Genomic DNA, 12713 nt, shown 5'->3' with positions numbered 1-12713 from the left:
CCCTGGAGGCACTGCCTCCGTCCGACGGCCCGGTCACCTCATCGAGGTGGCCGGGCCGTCGGCGCGTGGGGATACGGTGGAGCGCGTGACCCTCGACCTCCTCTCCCTGTACCAGGACCTGCACGCCCACCCGGAGCTCGGCTTCCAGGAGCACCGCACGGCCGGCGTCGTCGCCGACCGGCTCGCCGAGCTCGGCGGCATCGACGTCACCACGGGCGTGGGCGGCACGGGGGTCGTCGGTGTGCTGTCGAACGGGGACGGCCCGGTCGTCTGGCTCCGCGCCGACATGGACGGCCTGCCCGTCCAGGAGCGCACCGGACTGCCGTACGCGAGCACCCACACCGGGCGGGACGACGAGGGCGCCGAGGTCCCGACGATGCACGCCTGCGGGCACGACATCCACGTGACGTGGCTGCTCGGCACGCTCGAGCGGCTCGTCGACACCCGTGACGCCTGGTCCGGCACCGTCGTCGCCGTGTTCCAGCCGGCGGAAGAGGTGATCTCCGGCGCCCGGGCGATGCTCGAGGACGGCCTGGTCGAGCGGTTCCCGAAGCCCGACGTCGTCCTCGGCCAGCACTCCGCGCCGGCGCCGGTCGGTGTCGTCGCGGTCGGCTCCGGCCCCGTGATGGCGTCGAGCGACCGACTGACCGTCACGTTCAACGGCCGCGGCGCGCACGGCTCGGCGCCGCAGGCCTCGCTCGACCCGATCGTCACCGCCGCGAGCGCCGTCGTGCGGCTGCAGACCGTCGTCTCGCGCGAGGTCTCGCCGTCCGACGCCGGTGTCGTCACCGTCGGCAGCTTCCACGCCGGCACCCGGCCGAACATCATCCCGGACCAGGCCGTCATCGAGATCTCGACGCGGGCCCGCAACGAGGAGACCCGGGAGCGCATCATCGCGTCGATCGAGCGCATCGTGCGTGCGGAGAGCGACGCGGGCGGCCTCCCTGCCCCGACCATCGAGCGGGCGCCGGGGGCCGAGGTCACCGTGAACGACGCCGAGGCCGCTCGGCGCGTGCTCGAGGCGCTGCAGGGCGCGGTGCCGGACGCCCGCGACCTGGAGATCGGCCTCGCGATGGCGTCCGAGGACGTCGGGCAGCTCGCCACCGCGGCCGGCGTGCCGCTCGTGTACTGGTTCACCGGGATCACCGACCCGGAGCTCTTCCGTCGCGGCGACGACGTCCCGAGCAACCACTCGCCGTTCTACGCGCCGCAGGCCGAGACCGCGATCCCGGTCGGGGTCGACGCGCTGACGGCCGCGACCCGCGCCTGGCTGTCCTGACGCGCCCCGCCCGCCGGGCGTGCCCGCCGAGCGTGACCCGGTGGCGGGCAGGCAGGTTCCCAGGGAACGCACGCCGCGCCTCCCGGCTGTCGTCCTATGGTGACCGCATGCGTACGACCCGGACCCTGCTCGCCGCCGTGGCGGCGGGCATCACCCTCGCCGGTCTGACCGGTTGCTCGGCCGCCGACGTCCAGCAGGCGACCGCCCTCGGATCCTCGGTGGCCTCGAACGTCTCCGAGACGGTGCAGGGCATCGACGGCAAGGCGATCCAGGACGGGATGTCCTCGGTCGCGGGCGGCATCGACGGCGCCCTCGACGCGGCCCTCAAGGGCACGGGGGTGACCTCCGACGGCAAGGTCCCGGACGGGTTCCCGACCGCCGATGTCCCGCTCGTCGACGGCACGGTCCTCGGCGGCGGCACCGGGCCGAACGGCTCCGGCTGGGTGGTGCAGGTCCGTGCGGGATCGTTCGACGACTTCGCCGCGGCCGACCAGCGCCTGGCGGACGCCGGGTACACCGAGTCCGCGAAGCGGGCGGACGCCTCGAGCGCGTTCGGGCTGTTCCGGAGCGACGCGCACCGGGTGGTGCTGACGTTCTCGAAGAGCGGGGACGGCGTCACCGCGACGTACATCGTCACCCCGCGGTAGCGAAGTAGCCTTGGCCCTGATGTCCAAGGTCCCCGCCACGCGCCCCGAGCGCGTCCTGTTCGTGCACGCCCACCCCGACGACGAGACCCTCGCCTCCGGCGGCACCATCGCCACGATGCTCGAGCTCGGGGCCGAGGTCACCGTGCTCACCGCCACGCGGGGGGAGCAGGGCGAGGTGCTCGTGCCGGAGCTCGCCGGGATCGCCGGGGACGGCCCCCGCGTCGCCGAGCACCGCGAGACCGAGATCGCCGCCGCGCTCGCCGCCCTCGGCGGTCCGGCGCACCTGTGGCTCGGCGGACCCGGCGCGCGCCCGACCGACCTGGCGCCGCGGCGGTACACCGACTCCGGGATGCAGTGGGGCCCCGACGGGCGGGCGATCGCCGCCGACGACGCCCCGGCAGACTCGCTCACCGCGGCGGACCTCGGCGAGGTCGTCGACGACGTCCGGGCCGCGATCCGGTCGACCGGGGCGGACGCGGTGGTCAGCTACGCGGACGACGGCGGCTACGGCCACCCGGACCACGTGCGCGTGCACCACGCCGCCCGGTACGCCGCCCGTGCCGAGGAGGTCCCGTTCTCGATGATCGTCGACCCCGCGACGACGGAGCCCGACCTGACCGTGGACGTCGTGCCGGTCCGGGCGAAGGTCCGTGCGGCGCTCGAGCAGTACCGCTCCCAGCTGACGGTGGACCCGGCCGCGACCGACGACCCGCGGGCGCTGTCGTGGGTGATGCCGCACGGGGAGCGGCAGCACGCCCGTGACGTCGAGGCCTTCCGACACGACGCCGACCCGGTGCCCGAGACCCCGCAGACCTTCGCGGAGCTGTCCGGCCAGGGCAAGGCCGCGGCCGTCGTCGTGTCCGTGGTCGCCGGACTGCTCGCCGGCGCGCTCGGCACCGTCACCCACCAGCAGACGATCGGGGGCATCCCGGTCGGCATGGTCATCACGACGCTCGTCGTCGTCGGGCTCGTCGTCGGCCTCCGCCTGCTGTTCCGCTCCCGGGTCCTCGTCGCAGCCGCCGGCGTCGCGGTGATCGTCGCGACCCAGGTGCTCGTGTCGGTCGGCGGACAGTCGTCCCCGCTCGTGCTCGCGAACCCCGCCGGGTACGTGTGGACGTTCGCCCCCGCGGTCATCACGCTGCTCGCCCTCGCCTGGCCGGACCTGTCCGGACTCCGGGCCGCCCGGGCCGCCGCCGAGGCGCGGGACGGTGCGCGGTCAGGGTCGGCCCTGCCCCGCGAGTAGGATCGAGAGCGCTCAGTCCGAAGGGAGCACCCGCACCGTGACCTACGTGATCGCCCAGCCCTGTGTCGACGTCAAGGACCGCGCCTGCATCGACGAATGCCCGGTCGACTGCATCTACGAGGGTGACCGGTCGCTGTACATCCACCCCGACGAGTGCGTCGACTGCGGTGCGTGCGAGCCGGTCTGCCCGGTCGAGGCGATCTACTACGAGGACGACCTCCCCGAGGAATGGGCCGACTACTACAAGGCGAACGTCGAGTTCTTCGAGGAGATCGGCTCGCCCGGCGGTGCCGCGAAGGTCGGTGTGATCCACAAGGACCACCCGGTCGTCCTGGCCGAACCCCCACGCGGCTGACCGGCGACACCCCGTGGCGCTCGACCTCCCCGACTTCCCCTGGGACCAGCTCGTCCCGTTCAAGCAGCGCGCAGCGGCGTCCGAGGGCGGCATCGTCGACCTCAGCGTCGGCTCGCCCGTCGACCCCACGCCCGAGGTCGTCCGACGGGCCCTCGCCGACGCCACCGACGCGCACGCCTACCCGCAGGTCGCGGGCACGCCGGCCCTGCGCGAGGCCATCGCCGACTGGTACGGCCGCCGGCAGGGGATCACCCTGACGCCCGACCAGGTCCTGCCGACCATCGGCTCGAAGGAGTTCATCGCGGGGCTCGCGCTGTGGCTCGGCATCGGACCGGGCGACACCGTCGTGTTGCCCGAGGCCGCGTACCCGACCTACGAACTCGGCGCGGCCCTCGTGCGCGCCGAGGCCCTCGCCGCGGACGACCCGGCGACCTGGCCGGCCACGACCCGGCTCGTCTGGTTGAACTCCCCGGGCAATCCGGACGGCCGCGTGCTGTCGGTGGAGCGGCTCCGCGCCGCCGTCGCCCGCGCCCGCGAACTCGGCGCGGTCGTCGTCGGGGACGAGTGCTACGCCGAGCTCGGCTGGGAACCGCCGTACGACACCGCCCCCACGCCGTCGATCCTCGACCCGCGCGTCGTCGGGGAATCGGTGGACGGCGTCCTCAGCGTGTACTCGCTGTCGAAGCAGTCGAACCTGGCCGGGTACCGCGCGGCGTTCGTCGCCGGTGACGCCGCGGTCCTCGCCGACGTGCTCGCCGTCCGGAAGCACACCGGCATGATGCCGCCGCTGCCCGTGCAGCAGGCGATGGTCGAGGCGCTGGCCGACGACACCCACGTGCAGCAGCAGAAGGCCCGCTACCGCGCCCGGAGGAACATGCTCCGACGGGCACTCGAGGACGCGGGCTTCCGGATCGACCACAGCGAGGCGGGCCTGTACCTCTGGGCGACCCGCGGCGAGCCCGCACTCGACACCGTGTCGTGGCTCGCGGACCGCGGCATCCTCGTCGCCCCCGGCACGTTCTACGGCCCGGCGGGGGCCGAGCACGTGCGGGTCGCGCTCACCGCCACCGACGACCGGATCGCGGCGGCGGCGCAGCGTCTGGCGAGCGCCCGACGACTCGCCGGTTCCTGACCCAGCCGCGCCGGGGTGCCGCAGCTGGGACATCCCGGCGACGCGGCCGGAACGTCCACGGGACGCGGTCGGAGCCGGTCCGTCTCCGTGCACAATCCGCGGTTCCCACCAATTCCGAGGGCTCCCGTGGTGCACGACCGACAGTCCCCGCGATTAGGCTGTGGTCGTGACTGACACTGCCAACGACGCTCAGAAGACGGCCACACCGCCCACCACGCCCGTCCCCGTGAGCCCCGCCGCCGCCGAGTCCACGGGCACCGCGACGCTCACGTTCCCGGGCGGCACGGCGGAGTTCCCGATCCTGCCGAGCGTCGACGGCGCGTCGGCGATCGACATCTCGACGCTCAAGAAGCAGACCGGGCTGAACACGCTCGACTACGGCTTCGTGAACACCGGCGCCACGAAGAGCGCCATCACCTACATCGACGGCGACGAAGGGATCCTGCGCTACCGCGGGTACCCGATCGACCAGGTCGCGTCGGGCTGCACCTACCTCGAGGTCGCCTGGCTCCTGATCTACGGCGAGCTCCCCACCGCGGACGAGCTCGCCGGCTTCGACGCTCGCATCCGTCGCCACACGCTCCTGCACGAGGACCTCCGTCGCCTGTTCGACGCCCTGCCGCACTCGGCGCACCCGATGTCGGTGCTGTCCAGTGCCGTCAGTGCCCTGTCGACGTACTACGAGGACGACATGAGCGTCGACGACCCGGAGAAGGTCGAGCTGCAGACCGTGCGGCTGCTCGCCAAGCTCCCCGTCATCGCCGCCTACGCGCACAAGAAGGCGATCGGGCAGGCCTTCCTGTACCCGGACAACTCGCTGTCGTTCGTCGACAACTTCCTGCGGCTGAACTTCGGCACCATGGCCGAGACCTACGTGCCGAACCCGGTGCTGTCGAAGGCGCTCGAGCGGCTGCTCATCCTGCACGAGGACCACGAGCAGAACGCCTCGACCTCGACCGTGCGCCTGGTCGGCTCGACGAAGGCGAACATGTTCGCGTCGATCTCGGCGGGCATCAACGCCCTGTACGGCCCGCTGCACGGGGGTGCGAACGAAGCCGTGCTCGAGATGCTCCAGCAGATCAAGGACTCCGGCGAGCCGGTGTCGCGCTTCGTCGAGCGGGTGAAGAACAAGGAGCGCGGGGTGAAGCTCATGGGCTTCGGGCACCGCGTCTACAAGAACTACGACCCGCGCGCGAAGCTCGTCAAGGAGTCCGCGCACGAGGTCCTCGAGTCCCTCGGCGTGCAGGACGACCTGCTCGACATCGCGATGGAGCTCGAGCAGATCGCGCTCGAGGACGAGTACTTCGTCAGCCGCCGGCTCTACCCGAACGTCGACTTCTACACCGGCATCATCTACCGGGCGATGGGCTTCCCGCCGCGGATGTTCACGGTCCTGTTCGCGATCGGTCGCCTGCCAGGTTGGATCGCCCAGTGGCGTGAGCTCAACAACGACCCGCTCAACAAGATCGGCCGCCCGCAGCAGCTCTACGTGGGGCACCCGGAACGGGACCTGCCGACGCGCTGACCGGTGCGTCCTGCCCGCGCACGCTGGGCAGGTGGCCGGGATGCGACGGACGGGAGGCACGTGGCGGGTCCGCCACGTGCCTCCCGTCCGTCGTCTCGTGCGCTGGGCCGGTCCCCGGCTACGCGTGCAGCGCGGTGTTGAGCTGGATGCCCTCGCCCTTGCGCTGGAGTGCCTCGACGGCACCCGTGACGGAGTTCCGGCGGAACAGCACGTTCGGCGTTCCGGAGAGCTCGGCGGCCTTCACGGTCCTGGGCGTGCCGTCCGGGTCCGGGGCGGCCCCGACCAGGACGACCTTCGTGCCGGCCGTGACGTACAGTCCGGCCTCGACCACGGAGTCGTCGCCGAGCGAGATCCCGAGCCCGGCGTTCGCCCCGAGCAGGGCGCGCTCGCCGAGCGACACCCGGTGGGTCCCGCCGCCGGACAGCGTGCCCATGATCGACGCGCCGCCACCGATGTCCGTGCCGTTCCCGACGACGACGCCCTGCGAGACGCGGCCCTCGATCATCGCGTCGCCGAGGGTGCCGGCGTTGAAGTTCACGAAGCCCTCGTGCATGACGGTGGTGCCCGGCGCGAGGTGCGCCCCGAGCCGGACCCGGTTCGCGTCGCCGATGCGGACGCGGTCCGGGACGACGTAGTCGAGCAGGCGCGGGAACTTGTCGACCGCGTGCACGGCGATCCCGGCGCGCTGCAGGACCGGACGGAGCCGGGTGAGGGCATCGGGGTGCACCGGGCCGGCGTTCGTCCACGCGACGATCGGCAGGTGTCCGAAGACACCGTCCAGGCTGATGGTGTTCGGCTGCACGTGCAGGTGGCTGAGCAGGTGCAGGCGCAGGTAGGCGTCGGGCGTGCTCGCCGGGGCGTCGTCGAGCACGATCGCCGTCGTCACCGACTCGACCCGGACGTCACGCCGCGGGTCGTCGCCGACGTGGGCGCGCAGGTCCTCCGGGAACGCGGCGTCTGCGGGGAGCTCGCCCAGGTGCGTCTCCGGGTACCAGGTGTCGAGGGTGGTGCCGTCGGCGGCGATGGTGGCGAGGCCGTGGCCCCAGGCGTGTGTGGGGCGGTCGGTGGCTGCGGGCGCGTCGGTCACGCGACCAGGGTACCGACCTGCCGGGCCCGGCCACCCGTCCAGCGGGACGGTCGTGGGGGAGGCGATCCGTGCCTCCCGGCCGGTGCCGTGGACCAGCCGACCGCAGGACGCGGCCGGTACGCTGACCGCATGCCGGAGCTGCTCGACCTCACCGCCTCGTCCATCGACATCACCCGCGTGATCTGCGACATCGAGTCGGTGTCCGGGAACGAGGGCCGCCTCGCCGACGCGATCGAGGCGACGCTCGCGCCCCTCGACCACCTCGAGGTGGTCCGCGACGGCGACGCCGTCGTGGCGCGGACGGAGCTCGGTCGGGACCGCCGCGTCGTCATCGCCGGGCACATCGACACCGTGCCGCTGAACCACAACCTGCCGACCGAGTTCCGGACCACGGAGGACGGCACCGAGATCCTCTGGGGCCGCGGCACCGTGGACATGAAGGCCGGCGTCGGGGTGCAGCTCAAACTGGCGTACGACCTCGTCGCACCGAACGTCGACGTCACCTGGGTGTTCTACGACCACGAGGAGGTCAGCGACTCGCTGAACGGCCTCGGTCGACTCGCCCGCACCCGGCCCGGACTGCTCGCCGGCGACTTCGCGATCCTCGGTGAGCCCTCCGGGGCGCAGATCGAGGGCGGGTGCAACGGCAACCTGCGGGCCGAGGTCCGCACGTTCGGCAAGCGCTCGCACAGTGCCCGCAGCTGGATCGGCGACAACGCCATCCACAAGACCGCACCGATCCTGGCCATCCTCGCCGCCTACGAGCCGCGCACGGTGACCGTCGACGGCCTCGACTACCGCGAGGGCCTGAACGCCGTCGGGATCTCCGGCGGCATCGCCGGCAACGTCATCCCGGACGAGGCGATGGTCCACGTGAACTACCGCTTCGCGCCCTCGCGCAGCGCGGACGAGGCCGTGGCCCACATCCGCGAGCTCTTCGACGGGTACGACGTGCAGATCGTCGACCTCGCCGCCGGCGCGCGTCCCGGGCTCGACGCCCCGCTCGCGCAGGACTTCGTCGCCGCGGTCGGCGGGCCGGCCCCGCGCCCGAAGTACGGCTGGACGGACGTCGCCCGGTTCTCAGCGCTCGGCGTCCCCGCCGTGAACTACGGCCCCGGCGAGCCGGTCTTCGCGCACCACGACGACGAGCAGGTCCCAGTCGACCAGATCTCCGCGGTCGAGGACGGTCTGCGGCGGTGGCTGACGGCGTGACGACGGGCTCCGCGCCGGTCGTCGCGGGGCGTCGGCCGGGGGTGCGGTGGCGCGCCCGGTACCGTGCCGTGCCCTGGTGGGTGCGGATCACCGTCGTGTACGTCGTCGCACGGATCGTCACCGGGGCGATGCTCCTGGCCTACGCGGGGCAGCAGGCTGCGAACTCGTTCACGGTCCAGCACCCCTCGTACCTGTCGTTCGCCGCGATCTGGGACGGTGCCTGGTACCGGGTGATCGCCACCGGCGGGTACCCGTCGACGCTCCCGGTGGACGCCGCCGGGCACGTCACCGAGAACGCGTGGGCGTTCATGCCGGCGTACCCGTTCCTGGTCCGCGGGCTGATGCTCCTCACCGGGGCGTCGTTCGAGGCCGTCGCCGTGACCGTGTCGCTGGTCGCCGGGTGGGGTGCCGCGCTCGTGTTCCGACGGCTGCTCGGACGGTTCCTCGACGACGGCCGGGCGACGTTCGCCACGGTGCTGTTCTGCGTCGCGCCGGTGTCCGCGATGTTCCAGGTCGCCTACGCAGAGTCGATGGGGATGTTCCTGCTCCTCGTCGCCCTGCTGCTGCTCGTGGACCGCCGCTGGTGGACGATGCTGCCGGTGGTCCTGCTGCTCGGCATGACCCGGCCCACCGGACTCGCGTTCGGGCTGCTCGTGGCGCTGTTCCTGGTCGTGTGGGCCGTCCGCCCCGCCTGGGTGCGCGAGTACGCCCGCCCGACCGTCCGCACCGCCCTGCCGCCGCTCGTGGTCGGCGCGGTGTCCGGTCTCGTCGGGCTCGCGTGGCCGGCGATCGCCTGGGCCGTGACCGGGGTGCCGAAGGCGTACACCGACACCGAGCTCGCCTGGCGGTCGTCGTACATCGGCTGGCAGGAGCTCGTGCCGTTCACCCCGTGGGTGCAGGGCTTCGGCTGGTGGTTCCGGCAGCCGGCCGGCGGCATCCTGCTCGCCGTGGCGGTCGTCGGGTTCGCCGTCTTCGTGTTCCAGCCCGCTGCCCGTCGGGTCGGGCTCGAGCTGCGGCTGTGGGCGGTGGCGTACGTCGTGTACCTGCTCGCGGTCTTCTTCCCGCAGTCGAGCACCTGGCGCATCCTGCTGCCGATCGCGCCGCTCCTGGGCATCGTGGCGCTGCCCCGGTCATCGGTCTACCGGGTGCTCCTCGTCGCCGCGTGCCTCGTGCTGCAGTGGATGTGGCTCGACGCGTGCTGGTTGGTCGACGGCTACGACTGGACGCCGCCGTGATCGCCCTCGCCGCCGTGATCGACCTCGCGGTCGTCTGACTCCTCGGCGGAGGCCGTGGCGGACGGGTCCTCGCCCGGGCGCCAGTCGGCCGCCGCGTGCACCATCGCGTTCACCGTCGCGATGAACGGCACCGCGAAGAAGGCGCCGACGACGCCCGCGATGGTGGTGCCCGCGGTGACGCCGAGCACGACGCCGAGCGGGTGCACCTTGACGGCGCTGCCGGTCAGGAACGGGTGCAGGACGTGGCTCTCCAGCTGCTGCACGACGATCACCACGGCGAGCATGATGAGCGCCGGCACCAGTCCGTTGAAGACCAGCGCGATGACCACGGCGACGATGCCGGCGACGATCGCGCCGACCACCGGGACGAACGCCCCGAAGAACACGATGACGCCGATCGGCACGGCGAGCGGCAGCCCCAGTGCGAGCGCGCCGATGACGATGCCGAGTGCGTCGGTCACCGCGACGATGAGCTGCACGCGGATGAAGCTGGTGAGGGTCTTCCACCCCGCCTGACCGGCCGCGTCGATGCGGCCGCGGGAGCGCCGCGGGAAGATCCGGACGACCCACGACCAGATCCGGTGCCCGTCGATCAGCACGAAGATCGTCGTGAAGACCACGATGAACAGCCCCTCGAGCGCGTGCACCAGTCCGCTGCCCGCCTCGGCGGCGCCGGACAGGATCGACGTGGCGTGGGTCTGCAGGAACTTCGTCGCCTCCGCCAGGTACTTCGTGACCTGCGCCGAGGTGATGCCGAACGGCTCGGACGCGAGGAGGGTCTGGAAGGTCTGCACGTTGCTCGTCAGGCGTCGCTCGAGCGTCGGCAGGTCGTAGCGGACCTGCGCCGTGACGACGAGCGCCAGGATCCCGAGCACCACCACGACCGAGATGCAGGCCGTCAGCACCGCGAGCCACTTCGGCCACCGGTGTCGTTGCAGGAACGCCGAGAACGGGGCGAGCAGCGCGCAGACGAGCAGCCCGACCAGGAACGGCACCACGATGTCCTGCAGCAGGACCACCAGCGCGACGACGACGGCCAGGGCTGCCACCGTGACGAGGAAGCGCCACGAGAAGGCACCGGCGATGCGCATGCCCGTGGGCACCGCCTCGGCGACCGGGTCGGCCTGTGGACGGAGCATGGAGCGGATGTTCGGCATTCACCAAGGTCACCATTCGGAGCCGCGAGAACGTCGCATTCCGACACCCCCAACCTGGGCGGTTTCGCAGTTGCCCCCTCGGTACGGGATAATGGGCGAGCATCTTCTGCACGAAAGGGGACATCTGATGGCAGCGATGAAGCCGAGGACCGGTGACGGGCCGATGGAGGCTGTCAAGGAGGGTCGACTCATCATCGTGCGGGTTCCGCTCGAAGGTGGAGGCCGCCTGGTGGTCTCGGTCAACGACGCCGAGGCCAAGGAACTCCACGACGCACTCGCCGAGGTCGTCTCGGCGTAGTTCTGTCGAAGCACCACCGACAGGAGGCCCGGAGCGCGTACGCTCCGGGCCTCCTGCGCGCGCGGCCGGCCGGGCCCGTGCGCCCCTGCGCCTGTCGGTGCTGCCCGCCAGGATGGTGCCGTGCCCCGCACCCGCCTGCCGATCCGCCGCGTCGAGGAGTACGCGCCCGACCCGCTCCCGCGCGGCGCCTGGCCCGCCACGCTCGCGCCCGTCCGGCAGCTGCTCGACGACGGGTTCGACCTGGACCCGGTGACCGTGTTCGTCGGCGACAACGGCGTCGGCAAGTCCACCCTGGTCGAGGCGATCGCCATCGCGTTCGGGATGGGACCGGAGGGCGGCTCGACGATGTCCGGTCACAGCACCCGCCCCAGCGAGTCGCAGCTGTGGGAGCACCTCGTCCTCGTGCGGGAGCCCGGTGCGGCCAAGAGCGGCTTCTTCCTGCGCGCGGAGACCATGCACGGGGTGTTCACGTACCTCGAACAGCACGGCGGTGGTCGACCCGAACCGGTGTTCCACGAGCGGAGCCACGGGGAGTCGTTCCTCGACTTCGTGATCGACCGGTCGCAGTGGCCCGGGCTGTGGATCCTCGACGAGCCGGAGTCCGCGCTGTCGTTCTCCGGGTGCCTCGCGCTCATCGGGCTGCTGCAGTCCATCGTCGAGACCGGTCGCGGGCAGGTGCTCCTGTCCACGCACTCGCCGGTGCTCGCGGCGTGCCCGGGAGCCGCCGTGCACGAGGTCGGCCCGTGGGGGATCCGGCGGACGGCGTGGCAGGACCTCGACCTGGTCCGCGACCAGCGGGCGTTCCTCGCGGCGCCGGAGCGGTACCTGCGCCACCTGGACGCGGGCGGCGGGGACGGTCCCTAGGCGCTGACCTTCGTCATCTGCAGCAGGCCGTCGCCGGCGGGCGAGAGCGCGCTCCGCACCGCCCCGGACGTCGACACCTCGGTCAGGAGCAGCCGGAAGTCCGTGGTCGCGCGGTCCCGGCGCACCGGGTCCGCCACCCGACCGCGCCACAGGGCGTGCGGCACGAGGACCGTGCCCCCGACCCGGGCGAGCCGCAGGCCGTGCTCGACGTACTCGATGACGTGCTCCGGGTCCGCGTCCACGAGCACGAGGTCGTACGACGCCTCGTTCATGCGGGGCAGGACCTGGTTCGCCCGACCGGGGATGAGCCGGACGCGGGCGGGGGCGGTGCCGGCGGCGATGTAGGCGTCGCGGGCGTACTGCTGGTGGTCGACCTCGACGTCGATCGTCGTGAGCGTGGCCTCGGGCGCACCGCTCAGCAGCCAGAGACCGGACACCCCGAGCCCGGTGCCGATCTCGATGATGCTCGTGGCGCGCGAGGCGGCGGCGACCACGGCGATCTGTGCGCCGATGGCGGGCGAGATCGCCTCGACCCCGAGCTCCAGGGAGTGCTCACGCGCTCGGGCGATCACCTCGGGTTCCGAGACGATGTCCTCGGCGAACTTCCAGTTCGACTCTTTCTCTGACACGCACACTCCGTTCGGAGGACAACTCTACGGGTGTGGCGCAGTGGGGACGG

Annotated in this window: 13 protein-coding genes; 10 read left to right on the top strand and 3 right to left on the bottom strand. The window is 72.4% G+C overall.

Annotated elements, in window-relative coordinates; translation table 11 throughout:
- The first annotated feature begins 85 nt into the window (after positions 1-85).
- The 6 genes from HUN58_RS07515 (at position 86) to HUN58_RS07490 (ending at position 6181) form a co-directional block, all read left to right on the top strand.
- Positions 86-1279 carry an amidohydrolase gene (locus HUN58_RS07515; RefSeq protein ID WP_180225577.1) on the top strand — a complete coding sequence of 398 codons (1194 nt, stop codon included), beginning with the start codon at positions 86-88 and terminating at the stop codon, positions 1277-1279.
- A gap of 107 nt (positions 1280-1386) precedes the next feature.
- Complete coding sequence (locus HUN58_RS07510) at positions 1387-1926, top strand: hypothetical protein (protein WP_180225576.1); 540 nt, start codon at positions 1387-1389, stop codon at positions 1924-1926.
- A 19-nt stretch (positions 1927-1945) separates the two neighbouring features.
- The gene (locus HUN58_RS07505; protein ID WP_180225575.1) at positions 1946-3169 is read left to right on the top strand and encodes a PIG-L family deacetylase; all 1224 of its coding nucleotides are present in this window, start codon (positions 1946-1948) and stop codon (positions 3167-3169) included.
- A gap of 37 nt (positions 3170-3206) precedes the next feature.
- Complete coding sequence (gene fdxA, locus HUN58_RS07500) at positions 3207-3524, top strand: ferredoxin (RefSeq protein WP_058741473.1); 318 nt, start codon at positions 3207-3209, stop codon at positions 3522-3524.
- 13 nt (positions 3525-3537) lie between these two features.
- Positions 3538-4656, top strand: coding sequence for a succinyldiaminopimelate transaminase (gene dapC / locus HUN58_RS07495; RefSeq protein ID WP_180225574.1), 1119 nt, complete (start codon positions 3538-3540; stop codon positions 4654-4656).
- 226 nt (positions 4657-4882) lie between these two features.
- A complete protein-coding gene (locus HUN58_RS07490; protein WP_141863258.1) occupies positions 4883-6181 on the top strand; it encodes a citrate synthase in 1299 nt (432 codons plus the stop codon).
- Between the two features lie 118 nt (positions 6182-6299).
- On the opposite strand, the gene dapD is transcribed toward HUN58_RS07490, so the two are convergent.
- Positions 6300-7268, bottom strand: coding sequence for a 2,3,4,5-tetrahydropyridine-2,6-dicarboxylate N-succinyltransferase (gene dapD, locus HUN58_RS07485; RefSeq protein WP_180225573.1), 969 nt, complete (start codon positions 7266-7268; stop codon positions 6300-6302).
- 129 nt (positions 7269-7397) lie between these two features.
- Here dapD and dapE point away from each other — a divergent pair, with 129 nt between their 5' ends.
- Together dapE and HUN58_RS07475 are read left to right on the top strand one after the other, a co-directional pair.
- Positions 7398-8480, top strand: a complete 1083-nt coding sequence (gene dapE / locus HUN58_RS07480; protein ID WP_180225572.1) for a succinyl-diaminopimelate desuccinylase — start codon at positions 7398-7400, stop codon at positions 8478-8480.
- A complete protein-coding gene (locus tag HUN58_RS07475; protein WP_254631642.1) occupies positions 8465-9715 on the top strand; it encodes a hypothetical protein in 1251 nt (416 codons plus the stop codon). The genes dapE and HUN58_RS07475 overlap by 16 nt, the downstream gene beginning before the upstream one ends.
- On the opposite strand, the gene HUN58_RS07470 is transcribed toward HUN58_RS07475, so the two are convergent.
- On the bottom strand, positions 9694-10854 hold the full coding sequence (locus tag HUN58_RS07470) for an AI-2E family transporter (RefSeq protein WP_217488585.1): 1161 nt from the start codon (positions 10852-10854) through the stop codon (positions 9694-9696). The genes HUN58_RS07475 and HUN58_RS07470 overlap by 22 nt on opposite strands.
- Before the next feature lie 145 nt (positions 10855-10999).
- Here HUN58_RS07470 and HUN58_RS07465 point away from each other — a divergent pair, with 145 nt between their 5' ends.
- Positions 11000-11170 carry a DUF3117 domain-containing protein gene (locus HUN58_RS07465; RefSeq protein ID WP_017887054.1) on the top strand — a complete coding sequence of 57 codons (171 nt, stop codon included), beginning with the start codon at positions 11000-11002 and terminating at the stop codon, positions 11168-11170.
- A 120-nt stretch (positions 11171-11290) separates the two neighbouring features.
- Positions 11291-12034 (top strand): AAA family ATPase, encoded by a 744-nt coding sequence (locus HUN58_RS07460; RefSeq protein WP_180225570.1) that lies wholly within the window; start codon positions 11291-11293, stop codon positions 12032-12034.
- Here HUN58_RS07460 and HUN58_RS07455 read toward each other — a convergent pair.
- Complete coding sequence (locus HUN58_RS07455) at positions 12031-12663, bottom strand: O-methyltransferase (RefSeq protein ID WP_058741479.1); 633 nt, start codon at positions 12661-12663, stop codon at positions 12031-12033. The genes HUN58_RS07460 and HUN58_RS07455 overlap by 4 nt on opposite strands.
- Between the last annotated feature and the right edge of the window lie 50 nt (positions 12664-12713).

It is taken from the genome of Curtobacterium sp. Csp1, assembly GCF_013347185.1.
The sequence above is the reverse complement of the archived record's forward strand: the minus strand, read 5'-3'. Positions and strand labels throughout refer to the sequence as shown.